The sequence below is a fragment of the Erythrobacter oryzae genome (assembly GCF_030271515.1).
Taxonomy (GTDB): domain Bacteria; phylum Pseudomonadota; class Alphaproteobacteria; order Sphingomonadales; family Sphingomonadaceae; genus Erythrobacter; species Erythrobacter oryzae.
The window spans coordinates 489,459-505,446 of the sequence record NZ_JASCXI010000003.1; the positions used below are offsets into that span (position 1 = coordinate 489,459).

The 15,988-nt window shown below is 66.9% G+C and carries 18 protein-coding genes; 15 read left to right on the forward strand and 3 right to left on the reverse strand.

Annotated features, from left to right (window positions below; genetic code table 11):
• Positions 1-9: 9 nt before the first annotated feature.
• Positions 10-240 carry an HIG1 domain-containing protein gene (locus tag PFX90_RS11240; RefSeq protein WP_017665016.1) on the reverse strand — a complete coding sequence of 77 codons (231 nt, stop codon included), beginning with the start codon at positions 238-240 and terminating at the stop codon, positions 10-12.
• 25 nt (positions 241-265) lie between these two features.
• Entirely contained in the window at positions 266-1,096 is an 831-nt protein-coding gene (gluQRS, locus tag PFX90_RS11245; protein ID WP_285712538.1) for a tRNA glutamyl-Q(34) synthetase GluQRS, read from the reverse strand.
• A 143-nt stretch (positions 1,097-1,239) separates the two neighbouring features.
• On the opposite strand from gluQRS, the gene PFX90_RS11250 reads away from it, so the two are divergent.
• Positions 1,240-1,848 (forward strand): HNH endonuclease, encoded by a 609-nt coding sequence (locus tag PFX90_RS11250; protein ID WP_285712539.1) that lies wholly within the window; start codon positions 1,240-1,242, stop codon positions 1,846-1,848.
• A gap of 106 nt (positions 1,849-1,954) precedes the next feature.
• Here the strand turns inward: PFX90_RS11250 and PFX90_RS11255 are convergent, their stop codons facing one another.
• Positions 1,955-2,680, reverse strand: a complete 726-nt coding sequence (locus PFX90_RS11255) for an imm11 family protein (RefSeq protein WP_285712540.1) — start codon at positions 2,678-2,680, stop codon at positions 1,955-1,957.
• Between the two features lie 303 nt (positions 2,681-2,983).
• On the opposite strand from PFX90_RS11255, the gene PFX90_RS11260 reads away from it, so the two are divergent.
• The 14 genes from PFX90_RS11260 (at position 2,984) to PFX90_RS11325 (ending at position 15,977) form a co-directional block, all read left to right on the forward strand.
• Positions 2,984-3,919: a ribose-phosphate pyrophosphokinase gene (locus tag PFX90_RS11260; RefSeq protein ID WP_068349956.1), complete on the forward strand. Its 936-nt coding sequence runs from the start codon at positions 2,984-2,986 to the stop codon at positions 3,917-3,919.
• Complete coding sequence (locus PFX90_RS11265) at positions 3,919-4,272, forward strand: ribose-phosphate pyrophosphokinase (protein ID WP_285712541.1); 354 nt, start codon at positions 3,919-3,921, stop codon at positions 4,270-4,272. Before PFX90_RS11260 ends, PFX90_RS11265 begins: the two co-directional genes overlap by 1 nt.
• Entirely contained in the window at positions 4,262-5,032 is a 771-nt protein-coding gene (gene hisN / locus PFX90_RS11270; RefSeq protein WP_285712542.1) for a histidinol-phosphatase, read from the forward strand. Before PFX90_RS11265 ends, hisN begins: the two co-directional genes overlap by 11 nt.
• A 1-nt stretch (position 5,033) precedes the next feature.
• Complete coding sequence (locus PFX90_RS11275; protein ID WP_285712543.1) at positions 5,034-5,438, forward strand: gamma-glutamylcyclotransferase family protein; 405 nt, start codon at positions 5,034-5,036, stop codon at positions 5,436-5,438.
• Between the two features lie 64 nt (positions 5,439-5,502).
• Positions 5,503-6,888, forward strand: coding sequence for a 50S ribosomal protein L11 methyltransferase (locus tag PFX90_RS11280; protein ID WP_285712544.1), 1,386 nt, complete (start codon positions 5,503-5,505; stop codon positions 6,886-6,888).
• A gap of 147 nt (positions 6,889-7,035) precedes the next feature.
• Positions 7,036-7,239: a 50S ribosomal protein L35 gene (gene rpmI, locus PFX90_RS11285; RefSeq protein ID WP_026092007.1), complete on the forward strand. Its 204-nt coding sequence runs from the start codon at positions 7,036-7,038 to the stop codon at positions 7,237-7,239.
• 50 nt (positions 7,240-7,289) lie between these two features.
• On the forward strand, positions 7,290-7,649 hold the full coding sequence (gene rplT, locus PFX90_RS11290; protein WP_086737378.1) for a 50S ribosomal protein L20: 360 nt from the start codon (positions 7,290-7,292) through the stop codon (positions 7,647-7,649).
• A 164-nt stretch (positions 7,650-7,813) separates the two neighbouring features.
• On the forward strand, positions 7,814-8,749 hold the full coding sequence (locus PFX90_RS11295; RefSeq protein WP_285712547.1) for a helix-turn-helix domain-containing protein: 936 nt from the start codon (positions 7,814-7,816) through the stop codon (positions 8,747-8,749).
• Positions 8,750-8,883: 134 nt separating this feature from the next.
• Positions 8,884-9,774: a helix-turn-helix transcriptional regulator gene (locus PFX90_RS11300; protein WP_285712548.1), complete on the forward strand. Its 891-nt coding sequence runs from the start codon at positions 8,884-8,886 to the stop codon at positions 9,772-9,774.
• Positions 9,775-9,867: 93 nt separating this feature from the next.
• Positions 9,868-10,968 carry a phenylalanine--tRNA ligase subunit alpha gene (gene pheS / locus PFX90_RS11305; RefSeq protein WP_285712549.1) on the forward strand — a complete coding sequence of 367 codons (1,101 nt, stop codon included), beginning with the start codon at positions 9,868-9,870 and terminating at the stop codon, positions 10,966-10,968.
• Positions 10,965-13,352 carry a phenylalanine--tRNA ligase subunit beta gene (gene pheT, locus PFX90_RS11310; protein WP_285712550.1) on the forward strand — a complete coding sequence of 796 codons (2,388 nt, stop codon included), beginning with the start codon at positions 10,965-10,967 and terminating at the stop codon, positions 13,350-13,352. Before pheS ends, pheT begins: the two co-directional genes overlap by 4 nt.
• Entirely contained in the window at positions 13,349-14,095 is a 747-nt protein-coding gene (locus PFX90_RS11315; protein WP_285712551.1) for an SDR family NAD(P)-dependent oxidoreductase, read from the forward strand. The genes pheT and PFX90_RS11315 overlap by 4 nt, the downstream gene beginning before the upstream one ends.
• Complete coding sequence (locus tag PFX90_RS11320; protein ID WP_285712552.1) at positions 14,095-14,460, forward strand: hypothetical protein; 366 nt, start codon at positions 14,095-14,097, stop codon at positions 14,458-14,460. The genes PFX90_RS11315 and PFX90_RS11320 overlap by 1 nt, the downstream gene beginning before the upstream one ends.
• A complete protein-coding gene (locus PFX90_RS11325) occupies positions 14,457-15,977 on the forward strand; it encodes a peptide chain release factor 3 (protein ID WP_285712553.1) in 1,521 nt (506 codons plus the stop codon). The genes PFX90_RS11320 and PFX90_RS11325 overlap by 4 nt, the downstream gene beginning before the upstream one ends.
• Positions 15,978-15,988: the final 11 nt, after the last annotated feature.

Below are 15,988 nucleotides of genomic sequence, written 5' to 3' on the forward strand. Positions count from 1 at the left end.
AAGGGGCGTTTAGCGCGACACCGCCAGCAGGATCGCGACCACCACGATCGCCAGCCCCTGATACTTGATGCGCGCGAACATCGCCTTGTTCTGGGCGAGCTGCATGTCGGTCGCGGTGCTGCCTTCCCCGGTCTCGAGGTCGATCTTGGTCGTCTGGAGAAAGGCGATGATGCCCTTGACCAGCGAGAAGGCGGTGAGGCCCATGAGGATCAGGAGCGCGGGGATGAGGACATAGGTCATGGGTGTCTAAATGGACGCTTGGGGCTCAGGTTCCAAGTGACAAAAGTTGCACACGCAGTTGTTCGGCGAGCATCCGCCCGTCCTCGCCCGCTTCGCGCCGCTCGGTCAGTGCGGGGGAGCCGCGGCGTTTGGCGAGCTTCTCGCCATCCTCGCCGAGCAGCAGCGGGTGGTGATGCCAGCGTGGCACCGGCAGGCCGAGCAGGGCTTGCAGCGTGCGGTGGACATGGCTCGCGGCGAACAGGTCCGCGCCGCGCGTCACCAGCGTCACGCCGTCCGCCGCATCGTCGAGCGTGACAGCGAGGTGGTAGGAGGCGGGCAGGTCCTTGCGCACGAGCACCACATCGCCGAGGAGGGAGAGGTCCACGGCTTGCGGTCCGGCCAGGGCATCCTCCCACACCAGCGGTCCGGTTGCCGCCAGTGCCTTCGCGCTGTCCAGCCGCCAAGCCGCGGGGCGTAACGGGTCGGGCGGGCGGTGCTTGCAGGTGCCGGGGTAGATCAGGCCATCGGAGCCCTCGACCGCGCCTGCCTCCTCGATTTCCTTGCGGGTGCAGGTGCAGGGGTAAAGCAGCCCCTTCGCCTTCAGCGCCTCGGCCGCCGCGGCATAGCTGGTGAGGCGGGTGGATTGGGCCCGGACCTCCTCCCACTCCAGCCCCAGCCATTCCAGATCGCGGCGGAAATCGTCGGCGAGTTCGGGGCGTGACCTCGGCCCGTCGATGTCCTCGATCCGCAGCAGGAACCGCCCGCCGCCGGCGCGCGCCAGATCATGTGCCACGATCGCCGAGAGCGCATGGCCGAGGTGCAACCGCCCGTTGGGGCTCGGCGCGAAACGGGTCACGGGTGGGGCGGGGCGGTCCATCGCGCCGCCCATGCCACACGACAGAATGTTTCGCTATCCACAGGTCATGCACAGGCTATCCCTGTGGATATGCGCCCTGTCACGGGTTTGACTCTTTGCCCTGCCACGTCAGGATGGAGGTCAATCAGGGAGGAACGCGCGTCGTGTTCAATGCCGAACTGATCGAGAGAGTGGCGAAGTTCCGCGGGATCGACGAGGATCCGACGCGCAATCTTTCGGCCTGCCCGGCGCTGGTGCTCAACGCCGATTACACCCCGCTGTCCTACTACCCGCTCTCGCTCTGGCCGTGGCAGACCGCGATCAAGGCGGTGTTTCTCGACCGGGTGGACATCGTCGCGAGCTACGACCGCGAGGTGCACTCGCCCAGCTTCGACATGAAGATCCCGAGCGTCATCGCGCTCAGGCAATATGTGAAGCACTCCGAGTTTCCCGCCTTCACCCGCTTCAACGTGTTCCTGCGCGACCGCTTCCAGTGCCAATATTGCGGCAGCCACGATCACCTGACCTTCGACCACGTCACCCCGCGCCGCCTCGGGGGCCGGACGACGTGGGAGAACATCATCACCGCCTGCGCGCCGTGCAACATGAAGAAGGGCGGAAGGACGCCGAAGCAGGCGGGCATGGGCCTCCACCAGCCCCCGATCCGCCCGACCTCATGGCAATTGCAACAGGCGGGCAAGCTGTTCCCGCCGAACTACCTCCACGAAACCTGGCGCGACTGGCTCTATTGGGATGTCGAACTGGAGGCGTAAGGCGGGCACCGTCTGCTTTGCGGCTTCCATGGAAAAATGCTGCCGTTCGGGAATCGACCCCGGAGCGGTCATTGAATTCCATCGCTTTCCCCACTGTACCTCGTCGTCAGACAATCTCCTTCGCCTGATAAATCTTTGGCATGCTTAGGCCAGCATTTTGAACGCAGTCGACAAATTCGTTGGAGAACATGATTATAAATTCGTTGAACAACCGTTCGCGCCATACATGCGCACCGTCAAAAGCAACCTTCTGAAAATGTGATTGGACAGCATCGCCCTTCGTCACCTTGCTGAAGTTGTAACGCTCGCCAGGAGCCAGTTTCGGCATCACTCCGTTTATATCGATATAGCTGTTGCGGTAGTTCGTGACCACGAAGGTGAAGAATGTTTTCGGATAGATGGACCGGGGCATCACGATATCGATTGGGAAAAATTGATGCGCCCCGCCGTCAAGGGCCTCAATTATAGCCCTCATATCTTCGCTGACAGCGAGAATTCGGTCGTTGAGCATAATCAAATCGCCCAACTGCTTGTACGACTTTGAGGCATTGAACGACCTAGGAGCCTCTTGATCCATGACCGGAGTGATCGGAGGCAAATCTGGGGCGACGGTTGTGCCAACCTCCCGTATGTACTTCAGAGAGACAAAATACCCATACCTCGTTACGTCGCCGACAGGCATCAATTCTTTCTGACGATCTACTGGCAAGGCTGTTATGTAATCTTTCAATCTACCGTCCCAACCAATCACTTGTGGTTTGTCGCCATCCTCGAACTCACCATCAGGCCAGAATTCACCAAACCCGCTGGGCAAACTCATAATCCAAACCATTAATCAATCTCCGAAATAGAGCGCGGCCACCATATTGACAGAGGGCTCGCAATCCAAAGGTAAGTTGTTAGCTGCGATCACTTAACGATAGCCAAATCCGGGCTCGACTTGCGTGTTCGGTAAAGGCCGCCATTCCGCATTCCACCCACAACCGGCCATTCGCGACCGCGCTGCAAATGCCCGAAAGCGGTCGTGCTGGGACTGCGGCACCCTTGCCTGACGAGAACCCGCCCTCTGCGCGTTGCAATTCCATGACGCATCGCTAGGCGGGTCGCATCACGCGCCAACGGGGATTCGCGACCGATGAAGATCATGTCCGGCAATTCGAACCTGCCGCTCGCCCGGGCGATTGCCGCCTATCTCGAAATCCCGCTGACCGACGCCAGCGTGCGGCGCTTCTCCGATGAAGAGGTCTTCGTCGAGATCCACGAGAACGTGCGCGGGGAGGACGTGTTCGTCGTCCAGCCGACCAACTTCCCGGCGAACGACAACCTGATGGAACTGCTGATCTGCATCGACGCGCTACGCCGCGCCTCGGCCAAGCGGATCACCGCGGTGGTGCCCTATTTCGGCTATGCCCGGCAGGACCGGAAGCCCGGCCCGCGCACGCCGATCTCGGCCAAGCTGGTGGCGAACCTCATCACCGAGGCAGGCGCCGACCGGATGCTGGCGGTCGACCTCCACGCGGGCCAGATCCAGGGCTTCTTCGATATCCCGACCGACAACCTCTATGCCGCCCCCGTCATGGCCGCCGACATCCAGGCGCGTTATGGCGACCAGCAGCTGATGGTGGTCTCGCCCGACGTTGGCGGCGTGGTGCGCGCCCGCGCGCTGGCCAAGCGGCTCGACAACGCCCCGCTGGCGATCGTCGACAAGCGGCGTGATCGTCCGGGCGAGAGCGAGGTGATGAATATCATCGGCGACGTCTCCGGCCGGCACTGCATCCTGATCGACGACATCGTCGATTCGGGCGGCACGCTGTGCAACGCGGCCGAGGCGCTGCTCGAGGGCGGGGCGAAGTCGGTCGCGGCCTATATTACCCACGGCGTGCTGTCGGGCGGGGCGGTGGCGCGCATCAACGGCTCGGCGCTCAAGGAGCTGGTGATCACCGACTCGATCCGCCCGACCGAGGCGACCGAACAGTCCGACCGCATCCGCGTGCTGCCGATTGCCCCGCTGGTGGGCGAGGCGATCCGGCGGATTGCGGACGAGAGCTCGGTCAGCTCGCTGTTCGACTGATGTTTGACCCTGCCGAAGTGCGCGGCCTGCTAATCGAAGCGGCCCGCCAGCGGCAGACCTTCACCTACGGCGCGCTGCTCGGCATCCTCGGCCACACCTTCACGCGCCCACTGATGCGCCAGCTGTGCAAGGTGCTCGACCGGATTGACGAGGACGGTCGGGCGGCGGGCGAGCCGGGGCTGGCGGTGCTGGTCGTGCGCCAGTCGGACGGGCTGCCGGGGCAGGGCTGGTTCGTCAGCCGCACCGGCGTCTACGACGACCTGCCGCTGGAGTGGGAGGGGCCGGAGGCGCGGCGCTATACTCAGGCTCGACAGGCCGAAGCCTTCGATTATTGGGAAGCGCATGACCGATAAAGACCTCGCCCTCGCCCTGCGCCTTGCCGATGCCGCCGGGGCCGCGATCCGCCCCCTGTTCCGCGGCCAGTGGTCCGAGGAGCGCAAGGCCGACCGCTCCTACGTCACCGAAGCCGACCGCGCCGCCGAGGCCGCTATGCGCAAGCTGATCGAGGCGGAATTCCCGCGCGACGGCATCATCGGCGAGGAATACGGCACCCGCAACGAGGGCGCGGGGCGGCAATGGGTGCTCGACCCGATCGACGGCACCACCAGCTTCATCGCGGGCCGCCCGATCTTCGGCACGCTGATCGCATTGCTGCAGGATGGTTGGCCGGTGCTCGGGATCATCGACCAGCCGGTGAGCGGCGAGCGCTGGGTGGGCCGCATCGGCCAGCCGACGCTGTTCAACGGCAAGCCCGCGCAGACCAAACCCCTGAAGGAGCTGTCGGACGCGGTGCTCGCCACCACCAGCCCGCATCTCTTCACCAATGAGGAGGCCGACGCCTTCATGTCGGTCGCCAAGCAGGTGGCGGAGAAGAAGATCGTGTTCGGCGGGGACTGCTACAATTACGGCCTCGTCGCCAGCGGCCATGTCGACATCGTGATCGAGGCGGGTCTCAAGCTCTATGACTACGCCGCGCTGGTGCCGGTGGTGGAGGGCGCGGGCGGGATGATGGCCGACTGGCAGGGCAACCCGCTCGATGCGGGCTCCGACGGCACGGTGATCGCGCTCGGCGATCCGGCGCGGCTCGAGGATGTGCTCGAGGCGATGGGCTAGGGTGCTCCTGTTCGTCTACGGCGTGCTGCGCGAGGGGCTGGGCGACTGGCCGTTCCTCGCCGGGATCGGCCCCGGACGGACCGCGACCGCCAGCGGCGCGCTGTTCGCGATTCCCGATCCGCAGGGCTGGTATCCCGCGCTCGTGCCGGGCGAGGGCACGGTGATCGGCGCGGTGCGCGATGCGAGCCGCATCGACATGGCCGCGGTCGATGCCTTCGAAGGCGCGGACTACGCCCGCCGCCCGATCTCCGTCCTGTGCGCGGGCGAGACGATCATGGCCGAGGCCTACCTCTGGACCGCGCCGCTCCCCGCCAGGGCCCCGCGCATCGCCCATGGCGATTTCGCGCGCTGGCTCGCCGAGACCGGCCGCGCGCCCCTCGGGAACACCCCTAGCCGCGCGCGGTAGGCCCTTAACGGGCTTGGTTAATAACTCCCGGTCAGTGGCCCCATCCGGCGGTCCGGGAGACATCATGACCAAGCAGCTCAAAGCCATCGCCGGTGCCCGCACCATCCTCGAAAACGCCCTTCGCGCCCACGAAGCGGGCGATCTCGCCGCTGCCGAGGCGGGCTATGCCATGGTTATCGAGGCCGGTTACCGCCTCGCGGACGTGCTGCCGATCCTCGCCGGGATGCTCGGCCAGCGCGGCGCGGATGAAGAGGCACTGGCGCTGTGGGAGCGGCTGCTGACGATCGACCCGGGCAACGCGGTGGCGCTGCACGAACAGGGCCTGATCTTCGCCCGCACCGGCCAGCGCGACCGTGCCATCGCCGCGCTCGAGGCGAGCTGCGCCGCCGATCCCGCCAATGCCGTGGCCGCCAACAACCTCGCGGTGTTCCTCGCCGATGCGGGGCGCAAGCACGAGGCTTTGGGCAAGTTCCGCGCGGCGCTCGCGCTCCAGCCGGGCAACATCCATATCGAGCACCAGATCCGCCGGTTGTGCGCCGAGCTGGTGCCCTTCTGGCATATCCCCATGCTCAACGACACGCGCCGCAACGATGCCTTCGAGGCGGCGATCATCGCTGCGATTGCGGCCAAGGGCCACGAAGCGCGGGTGCTCGACATCGGCACCGGCAGCGGCCTGCTGTCGATGATGGCCGCGCGCGCCGGGGCGCTCTCGGTGACCGCCTGCGAAATGGTGCCGGTGATCGCCGACACCGCCCGCGCGATCATTGCAGGCAACGGCCATGCCGAGCGCATCACCGTCCACACCGCCCCCTCGGGCGCGCTTGAGGTGGGCGAACACCTGCCCGCGCGCGCCGACATCCTCGTTTCGGAAATCCTCTCGAGCGACCTCCTCACCGAAAAGGTGATCGACACCTTCGAGGATGCCCATGCGCGCCTCCTCGCGCCCGATGCCATCGTCATCCCGCGCGCGGCGGCTGCCATCGGGTGCCTGGTCGAGAGCCGGGTGCTCGAGGACTATGTCTTCGTCGGCGAGGTCTCGGGCTTCGACGTCTCGGCCTTCGGGGGGCTGGCCTCGCAGAAGCTGCCGATCCACGGCACCATGACCGGCTGGAAGCGCCTGTCGGGCGATGTTGAGCTCATGCGGATCGACCTCACCCGCAAGGCCCATCCGGCCGACCTGCAACTGCTCAGCATCCCCGTGGCGGCCGACGGGGTCGCGGCGGGGATCGTGCAGTGGATGCAGGTGGATCTGGCCGAGGGCATCACCTTCGACAATCACCCCGACGGCTACACCGATGGCGGCTGGTTGCAGGTGCTCCACGCCTTCCCCCAGCCGATCGCAGTGCGCGCGGGCGACGTGCTGCATCTGGCCGCGGGGCACGACCGGGTGACGCTGATCCTGCGCCCGCTCGAGCTGGCGACCGCCGAAGCGCGCGCCAATGCCGCCTGAGCGAGGGCAGGGCGGGCGCGCCTTCCCCCTTGCCTTTCGCGGCTCTCCCGCCTAAGCGCGCGCACTTCACTGACACGAATCAATCAGCCAGCCTGGCGACAAGGGCTGCCATGGCCGGTTCCGACGTGTCTCGATCAGGAGATGAAAATGCCCAAGCTGAAGACCAAGAGCGGTGTGAAGAAGCGCTTCAAGATCACCGCAACCGGCAAGGTCAAGCACGGCGTCGCTGGCAAGCGTCACCGTCTGATCAGCCACAACGCCAAGTATATCCGCACCAACCGCGGCACCTCGGTCCTGTCGGCCAATGATACGCCGACGATCAAGAAGTGGGCGCCCTACGGGCTGGATTGATGCGAGCGGGCTCCGGCCCTCACGCACCTTAGAAACAAGGATATACTGATATGGCACGCGTCAAAAGGGGTGTTACCACCCGCGCCAAGCACAAGCGGATTCTGGACCAGGCCAAGGGCTATCGCGGTCGCCGCAAGAACACCATCCGCATCGCCCGTCAGGCGGTCGAAAAGGCCGGGCAGTACGCCTACCGCGACCGCAAGGTGAAGAAGAGGACTTTCCGCGCTCTCTGGATCCAGCGCATCAACGCCGCGGTCCGCATGGAAGGCCTGACCTATTCGCAGTTCATGCACGGCATCAAGCTTGCCGGCATTGAACTCGATCGCAAGGCGATGGCCGATCTCGCCATGAACGAAGGCGGCGCCTTCAAGGCCGTGATCCAGCAGGCGAAGGCGGCTCTGCCCGCGTAACAGCGGGCGGGGGCAGCGCTTCCGGCGTAAGCCTCGCGCGGCTCCGGCCAGCAAGAATTCAAGGGGCAGGCTTCCTTCGGGTAGCCTGCCCCTTTTGCGTTCCGGTTTGTAGAAATCCGCCAGAACCCTTGTAGAACCGCGCCACATGCGCTTTAGTGCATTGCATGGGGGATGCAGACGACAAGCGCGCTGAAAGGCGTAATGGGCCACTGCCGCCGGAGCGGCTGGTCGCCGAATTCCGCGAACCGCCGCCGGAATTCGCGGGGTGCTTCACGTCCCTTTATCACCTGACGCTCGATCTGCCCGAGGGGGCTGAGCGGGTGACCGATTATCTCCAGCCCGAATGGGCCAATATCCGCTTCTTCTGCGGTACTACGCCGGAAGCCTCGCTCGGCGACACGACGCTAGAAGGCGCGCGATTCGTCGGCACCGGGCCAAGCTCGCGCGCGTGCCATTTTTCGCTCGGCAAGGTGCGGATGTGGGGGGTGGGGTTCCTGCCGCTGGGCTGGGCGCGGTTCTTCGATGCCGATGCGAGCGCGGTCACCAACCTCATCTGCGATGGTGCCGCACACCCGGCCTTCGCCCATTTCGCGCCGCTGGCCGATGTGCTGTGCGATCCTGAATCGGACATCGAGGCGCAGTACGATGCGCTGGTCGCCGCCCTGTCGCGCGCCATGCGGCCGAGCCGCGACGAGCAGCGCATCGCCCGGGTCCACGCCGCGCTGGTCAACGGTGATCACACCTCGGTCCACGACCTTGCCAGCGCCTGCGCGATGAGCATCCGGACGCTCGAACGCGTCTGCACCCGCTATTTCGGCTTCTCCCCCAAATTGCTGATGCGCCGCCAGCGCTTCATGCGCAGCCTCACGACCTTCATGCTCCAGCGCGGCGGGCGCCCGTGGACCGAGGCGATGGACGCGCATTATCACGACCAGGCGCAGTTCACGCGCGAGTTCCGCGACTTCATGACGATGAACCCGAGCGAATATGCCGCGCTCGATCACCCGATCCTGACATCGTTCATGGAGGCGAGGGCGAAGGTCTGGGGGAGCGCCGCGCAGACTCTCGATCCGCCCGCACCCCCGCCGCCGCGACGCTGACGGGCGCCCGGCGACCCCGCTACAGCTGCCGTGCCGATCGTGCTATCCGCGCCGCGCTGGCCCGCACAGGGTCACAAAGCGGTCACATCACGCAGGCCTTGCCGGCGCGCGATGTGCTTGGGGAAGGGGGAAAGATGCACGCGCTAGCGGGGGATTTGGTCCAGTTGCGCTTCGCCTTGCCGGCAGAGCCGCTGCGCCGGTTCGTGACAACCTTCTACCGCACCGACGTGGTCTGTTCGGTAAAACGTCCCTGGCTGGAGGACTGGCTGCATCCGGAATGGGCCAATATCCGCTTCCTCGGCGCGGTGCCTGCGCATTCGGTGATCGGCACGGGGACGGTGGCGCGGTGTCCCGCCTTCACGGTGACCGGGCCGACCAGCCGCGCCGCGCGCTTCCGGCTGGGATCGGGGCACAGCTGGGGCATCGGTCTGCTGCCGCTCGGCTGGGCGCGGATCGTGGCGGCGGGGGCGTGCGACTATGCCGACCGCTTTGTCGATGGCGCGTCTGACCCGGTGTTCGCCGGCTTTGCCCCCCTGTCCGAGGCGCTGGCGGCGAGCGACGGCGATCATGCGAGGGAGCTGGCCATGATCGAATCGCACATGGCCAAATTGCTGGCAGGCCCCGAGCAGCCCGGGGAGGCCGCGATCCTCGCGATCCACGCGGCTCTCGTCGACCCCGACACGCTGACCGTGACCGATATCGCCGCACGGGTGGGGATGCAGGTGCGCAGCCTCGAGCGCCTCTCGCGCCGCGCCTTCGGCTTTCCGCCCAAGCTGCTGCTGCGCCGCCAGCGATTCCTGCGCAGCCTCGCGCAATTCATGATCGATCCGTCGCGCAAGTGGCTCGGCACGCTCGATTGCACCTATCATGATCAGTCGCATTTCGTGCGCGATTTCCGGCGGTTCATGGGGATGAGCCCGTCGCAATATGCGCGCATGCCCAAGCCGCTGCTGGCCGCTGCGGCACAGGCGCGCATGGCAGCGGCGGGGCAGGCGGTGCAGGGGCTCCACGCGCCGACCCCCTGAGGCTCCCCCGAAGCGTCCAACGTCCTTTGCAATCGGGGCGATTTGCCGCTAGCGGGCGGCGGCGAAATCCTCTCGTCCAGAGCATCCAGTTCCATGACCGACATCACATCCCAGACCGAGGCCGCGCTGGCCGCCATCGCCGCCGCAGGCAGCCTCGACGCGCTCGAGGCCGAGCGGCTCGAAACCCTCGGCAAGAAGGGCTGGGTGAGCCTTGCCTTGAAGACGCTGGGCGGGATGAGCCCGGAAGAGCGCACGGCGGCAGCTCCCGCGATCCAGTCCGCGCGTGCCGCGATTGCCGAGGCGCTGGATGCCAAGAAAGCGGCGCTCGAGGCTGCGGCGCTGGAAGAACAACTGGCGCGCGAAACCATCGACCTCACCCTGCCCGCAGTGGCCGCCCCCAAGGGATCGGTGCATCCCGTCAGCCAGGTGATGGACGAGCTCGCTGAGATCTTCGCCGACCTCGGCTTCGCGGTCGCCACCGGCCCCGAGATCGAGGACGACTGGCACAACTTCACCGCGCTCAACATGGACGAGACCCACCCGGCGCGGGCGATGCACGACACGTTCTACTTCCCGGACAAGACCAATGAGGGGAGGGATGTGCTGCTGCGCACCCACACCTCGCCGGTGCAGATCCGCGCAATGCTGGATCAGGGCGCGCCGATCCGCATCATCGCGCCGGGACGCGTCTACCGTTCGGACAGCGACGCCACCCACACCCCGATGTTCCATCAGGTCGAAGGCCTCGTGATCGACCGCGACATTCACCTCGGGCACCTCAAGTGGACGCTGGAGACCTTCTTCAAGGCCTTCTTCGAGCGCGAGGACATCACCCTGCGCCTGCGCCCAAGCTATTTCCCCTTCACCGAGCCGAGCGTCGAGGTCGACGTCGGCTACTCCACCGAAGGCGGCCGCCGCGTCGTCGGCGGGCACGGCGATGCGCCGGGCCATGCGTGGATGGAGCTGGGCGGCAGCGGGATGGTCAATGCGCGGGTGCTGGAATTCGCGGGGCTTGACTCGAAGGAATGGCAGGGCTTCGCCTTCGGCCTCGGGATCGACCGCATCGCGATGCTCAAATACGGGATGAACGACCTGCGCGCCTTCTTCGACGGCGACCCGCGCTGGCTCCAGCACTACGGCTTCTCGCCCTTCGACCAGCCCACCCTGTCTGCCGGCGTGGGAGCACGCGCATGAAGTTCTCGCTGACCTGGCTCAAGGATTACCTTGAAACCGACGCCACCGTCGCGGAGATCTGCGATGCGCTCAATGCCATCGGGCTCGAAGTCGAGGGTGTCGAGGACCCGGCCGAGAAGCTGGCCGGTTTCCGCATCGCCCATGTGCTGACCGCCGCGCGGCATCCCGATGCCGACAAGCTGCAGGTGCTCACCGTTGACACGGGCGACGGCCAGCCGCTGCAAGTCGTCTGCGGCGCGCCCAATGCCCGTGCAGGCATGAAGGGCGTGCTGGGTCTGCCCGGCGCGGTCGTTCCCGCCAACGGCATGGTCTTGCGCAAGAGCGCGATCCGGGGCGTCGAGAGCAACGGCATGATGTGCTCGACCCGCGAGCTCGAGCTGGGCGAGGACCATGACGGGATCATCGAACTGCCCGATGACGCGCCGGTCGGCACCGATTTCGCCGACTACCAGGGCAGCGATCCGGTGATCGAGGTCGCCGTGACCCCCAACCGCCCCGATTGCATGGGTGTCTACGGCATCGCTCGCGATCTGGCGGCCAAGGGGCTGGGGACATTGAAGCCCGTCACCATGCCCGCCTTCACGGCAAGCGGCGCGTGCCCGGTCGAAATCCGCACCGACGACGCCGAGGGTTGCCCCGCCTTCTATGGCCGCGTCGTGACGGGCGTGACCAACGGCCCCTCGCCCGATTGGCTTCAGGCGCGGCTCAAGAGCGCGGGCCAGCGCCCGATCTCGCTGCTGGTCGACCTCACCAACTACCTGATGCTGGGCTTCGGGCGTCCGGCGCACGCCTATGACCTCGCCAAGCTCTCGGGCGCGGTTGTGGCCCGCCGCGCCAATGACGGCGAGGAGGTGCTGGCGCTCAACGAGAAAACCTACACGCTCGACAGCGAAATGATGGTGATCGCCGACGATAACGGCGTGCACGACATCGCCGGGATCATGGGTGGCGAGCATTCGGGGGTGCAGGACGACACCACCGACGTCCTGCTCGAAATCGCCTATTTCGATCCGGCGCGGATCGGCGCGACCGGGCGCAAGCTGGGGCTGTCGAGCGATGCCCGCACGCGGTTCGAGCGGGGGGTGGACCCCGAGTTTCTGGATCAGGGCCTCGATCTGCTCACCGGGCTGATCGTGGAGCTGGCGGGCGGCACGCCGAGCGATGCCGTGCATGCCGGTTCGCCGCCCTCCGCGCCCAAGGTCGTCGCATTCGACCCCGGCCAGACGCTCCGCCTCGGCGGGGTGGAGGTGCCGGAGGCCGAACAGCAGCGAATCCTCGAAAGCCTCGGTTTCACGGTTGGCGAAGGCTGGCAGGTCACCTGCCCGCTGCGCCGCAATGACATCGAAGGCCCGGCTGATCTGGTCGAGGAAGTCGTCCGCATCCACGGCCTCGACAAGGTGGCGAGCGTCGCGCTGCCCCGTGTCGAAGGTGTCGCCCGCCCCACCGCCACCCCGCAGCAGAAGCTCGAGCGCGGCCTTCGCCGCGCCGCTGCCGCCAGCGGCCTCAACGAGGCGGTGACGTGGTCCTTCCTCCCCACCTGGGCCGCCGAGCACTTCGGTTCGGACCAGCCCCTGTGGGTGCTCGCCAACCCGATCAGCGAGGACATGAAGGCGATGCGCCCCTCGCTGCTGCCGGGCCTCCTGATGGCGGCCAAGCGCAATGCCGATCGCGGCGCGGCGTCCTCGCGCCTGTTCGAGATCGGGCGGCGCTATTTCCGCAGCGGCAACGGCCTCAGCGACGAGAAGCCCACCCTCGGCATCGTACTCGCGGGCGAGAAGACCGCGCGCGGATGGCAGAGCGGCAAGGCCAGGCCCTTCGACGCCTATGACGCCAAGGCGCTCGCGCTCCAGCTGCTCGAAGCGGCGGGGGCGCCGGTTGCCAATCTGATGGTGATGGGCGAGGCGGGGGCGCAGTTCCACCCGGGTCAGTCGGCCACCCTCAGGCTCGGCCCCAAGGTGGTGCTGGCGCGCTTCGGGATGGTGCATCCCGCGACGCTCAAGGCCTTCGACGCCGACGGGCCGATTGCCGCGGTCGAGCTGTTCCTCGACGCGATCCCCGCCAAGAAGGGCGCGGCCTTTGCTCGCCCGGGCTTCACGCCTCCGGCGCTGCAAGCCGTGACCCGCGACTTTGCCTTCCTCGTCCCGGCCACGCTGGCGGCGGGCGATCTGGTGCGGGCGGTGCAGGGCGCCGACAAGGCGAGCATCACCGGCGTGCGCGTGTTCGACGTCTTTGCCGGCCAAGGCGTGCCCGAGGGCAAGAAGTCCGTCGCGGTCGAAGTCACGCTCCAGCCGGGTGAGGCGAGTTTCAAGGACGCCGACCTCAAGGCCATTGCCGAAAAGGTCGTGGCGGCGGCGGCCAAGCTGGGCGGGGAGCTACGCGGATGAAGACGGCTTTCATCACCGGCGCCACCGCCGGGATCGGCCTTGCCACCGTGCGCCGCCTCGTCGCGGACGGCTGGCGCTGCGTCGCCACCGGGCGGCGGCAGGAGCGGCTCGACGCGCTGGTCGCGGAGCTGGGCGCGGACAAGATCCACGCGGTGTGCTTCGACGTGCGCGACACCGCCGCGATGGACGCCGCACTCGCCACCCTGCCCGAGGGCTTCCGCGACATCGACCTCCTCGTCAACAACGCGGGCCTCGCGCAAGGCCTCAGCCCGGCGCAGAATGCCAATCTCGACGACTGGCACACGATGATCGACACCAACGTCACCGCGATGGTGGTGCTGACCCGCAAGCTCCTCCCCCAGCTGATCGAGCGCAAGGGCGCGATCATCGCCATCGGCTCGGTCGCTGGGAACTACGTCTATCCCGGCGGCAATGTCTATGCGGGCTCCAAGGCCTTCGTGAACCACTTCACCCTCGCCCTGCGCGCCGATCTCCACGGCACCGGCGTGCGCGTCACCAGCATCGAGCCGGGGATGGTCGAGACCGAGTTCACCCTCGTGCGCACCGGCAGTCAGGAGGCCTCCGACAAGCTCTACGCGGGCGTCAATCCGATGACGGGCGAGGACATCGCCGACACCATCGGCTGGATCGCCAGCCTGCCGCCGCATCTCAACATCAACCGGATCGAGCTGATGCCGGTCAACCAGGACTTCGCCGGCTTCCGCGTCGCGCGCGAAGGGTGATGCGCCGCGAGGTGCTTCTGGCGGTTGGCGTGGCTCTTGCCGGTGTGGCGGTCGCCTGCTGGGTGGGGATGGGCTTTCTCGGCATGACGCCGGGCCATAATGAGGACAGTCTGATGCTGGCCCTGATGGCGGCCTTCTTCGGCGGCTTTCCGGCGGTGCTCGTCCTGCTTCCCACCCGCGTCGCGCTCGCGATCCTGATCGGGATCGCGGTGCTGCTCGGCCTGTGGGGCGCATCGGTGCTCAGCCTGCCCGGCGACGGCGCGATCGGCGGCTTCATCCTGCTGTTTGCCGACGTCGTTTTCCTGCTTTTCGGCCTGTCCATGATCGGCCTGCGTTACGCCATCATCAAGAAGCCCGTTCCATGACCTCCAACCGCCGCACCTTCGCGATCATCTCCCACCCCGACGCGGGGAAGACCACGCTCACCGAGAAGCTGCTGCTCCAGGGCGGCGCGATCCACTTGGCCGGCGAGGTCAAGGCGCGCGGGGCGGCGCGGCGGGCGCGGTCGGACTGGATGAAGATCGAGCAGCAGCGCGGGATTTCCGTGACTTCCTCGGTGATGACCTTCCAGAAGGACGGCATTGTCTTCAACCTGCTCGACACCCCGGGCCACGAGGACTTCTCGGAGGACACCTACCGCACGCTGACCGCCGTCGACTCCGCCGTGATGGTGATCGATGCCGCCAAGGGCATCGAGCCGCAGACCCGCAAGCTGTTCGAGGTCTGCCGCCTGCGCTCGGTGCCGATCCTCACCTTCGTCAACAAGGTCGACCGCGAGGGCCGCGATCCCTTCGAGACGCTCGACGAGGTCGCCGACATGCTGGCGCTCGATGTCAGCCCGCAGATGTGGCCCATCGGCATGGGCGGGGAGTTCGAGGGCCTGCTCGACTTCGCCACCGAAACCATCAGCCGCCCCGAGGGGCCGAGCCGCGAGTTCCTCGGGACCCGCGACACCGCCGCCATTCCCCAGCGCTTCCTCGACGAGATCGAGCTGGCGCGCGGCGGCTACCCCGAGTTCGACCTCGAGGCCTTCCGCCACGGGGACCTGACGCCGGTCTATTTCGGATCGGCGCTCAAGAACTTCGGCGTCACCGAGCTGATCGACGCCATCGCCCGCTTCGCGCCCCCACCGCGCCCCCAACCCGCGGGCGAGGAGCAGATCCCGCCGACCCGTGACGAGGTCACCGGCTTCATCTTCAAGGTGCAGGCCAACATGGACCCCAACCACCGCGACCGCATCGCCTTCATGCGGCAGGTCTCGGGCACCTTCAAACGCGGCATGAAGCTGACCCCGTCAGGGCTGGGCAAGCCGATCGCGGTCCACTCCCCGATCCTGTTCTTCGCGCAGGACCGCGAGCTCGCCGACACCGCCGAGGCGGGCGACATCATCGGCATCCCCAACCACGGCACCCTGCGCGTGGGCGATACCCTGTCCGAGCGCAATCAGGTGCGCTTCACGGGCCTTCCCAACTTCGCGCCGGAAATCCTGCGCCGCGTCCAATTGAAAGACCCGACCAAGACCAAGCAATTGCGCAAGGCGCTCGACGACCTTTCCGAGGAGGGCGTGATCCAGGTCTTCTACCCCGAGATCGGCTCGGCCCACATCGTCGGCGTCGTCGGCCAGCTCCAGCTCGAGGTGCTGATCAGCCGGCTCGAGGCGGAGTACAAGGTCGAAGCCGTGCTCGAACCGTCGCCCTTTGCCACCGCGCGCTGGATCAAGGGGGACGACAAGACGCTCGACGAATTCGCGGGCTTCAACCGCGCCAACCTCGCCAAGGACCGCGACGGCGACCTCGTCTTCATGGCCAAGAGCCCGTGGGACGTGACCTACCAGGTCGAGAAGAACCCGCAGCTGACCTTCTCGGCGACCAAGGAACGCTAGTCTTGCGGCAG

Bases quoted from the DNA above. Each gene is read 5' to 3' on its own strand.
- PFX90_RS11240 (WP_017665016.1), bottom strand. From the start codon at position 240: ATGACCTATGTCCTCATCCCCGCGCTCCTGATCCTCATGGGCCTCACC.
- gluQRS (WP_285712538.1), bottom strand. From the start codon at position 1,096: ATGGACCGCCCCGCCCCACCCGTGACCCGTTTCGCGCCGAGCCCCAAC.
- PFX90_RS11255 (WP_285712540.1), bottom strand. From the start codon at position 2,680: ATGGTTTGGATTATGAGTTTGCCCAGCGGGTTTGGTGAATTCTGGCCT.
- PFX90_RS11260 (WP_068349956.1), top strand. From the start codon at position 2,984: ATGAAGATCATGTCCGGCAATTCGAACCTGCCGCTCGCCCGGGCGATT.
- PFX90_RS11265 (WP_285712541.1), top strand. From the start codon at position 3,919: ATGTTTGACCCTGCCGAAGTGCGCGGCCTGCTAATCGAAGCGGCCCGC.
- hisN (WP_285712542.1), top strand. From the start codon at position 4,262: ATGACCGATAAAGACCTCGCCCTCGCCCTGCGCCTTGCCGATGCCGCC.
- PFX90_RS11280 (WP_285712544.1), top strand. From the start codon at position 5,503: ATGACCAAGCAGCTCAAAGCCATCGCCGGTGCCCGCACCATCCTCGAA.
- rpmI (WP_026092007.1), top strand. From the start codon at position 7,036: ATGCCCAAGCTGAAGACCAAGAGCGGTGTGAAGAAGCGCTTCAAGATC.
- rplT (WP_086737378.1), top strand. From the start codon at position 7,290: ATGGCACGCGTCAAAAGGGGTGTTACCACCCGCGCCAAGCACAAGCGG.
- PFX90_RS11295 (WP_285712547.1), top strand. From the start codon at position 7,814: ATGGGGGATGCAGACGACAAGCGCGCTGAAAGGCGTAATGGGCCACTG.
- PFX90_RS11300 (WP_285712548.1), top strand. From the start codon at position 8,884: ATGCACGCGCTAGCGGGGGATTTGGTCCAGTTGCGCTTCGCCTTGCCG.
- pheS (WP_285712549.1), top strand. From the start codon at position 9,868: ATGACCGACATCACATCCCAGACCGAGGCCGCGCTGGCCGCCATCGCC.
- pheT (WP_285712550.1), top strand. From the start codon at position 10,965: ATGAAGTTCTCGCTGACCTGGCTCAAGGATTACCTTGAAACCGACGCC.
- PFX90_RS11315 (WP_285712551.1), top strand. From the start codon at position 13,349: ATGAAGACGGCTTTCATCACCGGCGCCACCGCCGGGATCGGCCTTGCC.
- PFX90_RS11320 (WP_285712552.1), top strand. From the start codon at position 14,095: ATGCGCCGCGAGGTGCTTCTGGCGGTTGGCGTGGCTCTTGCCGGTGTG.
- PFX90_RS11325 (WP_285712553.1), top strand. From the start codon at position 14,457: ATGACCTCCAACCGCCGCACCTTCGCGATCATCTCCCACCCCGACGCG.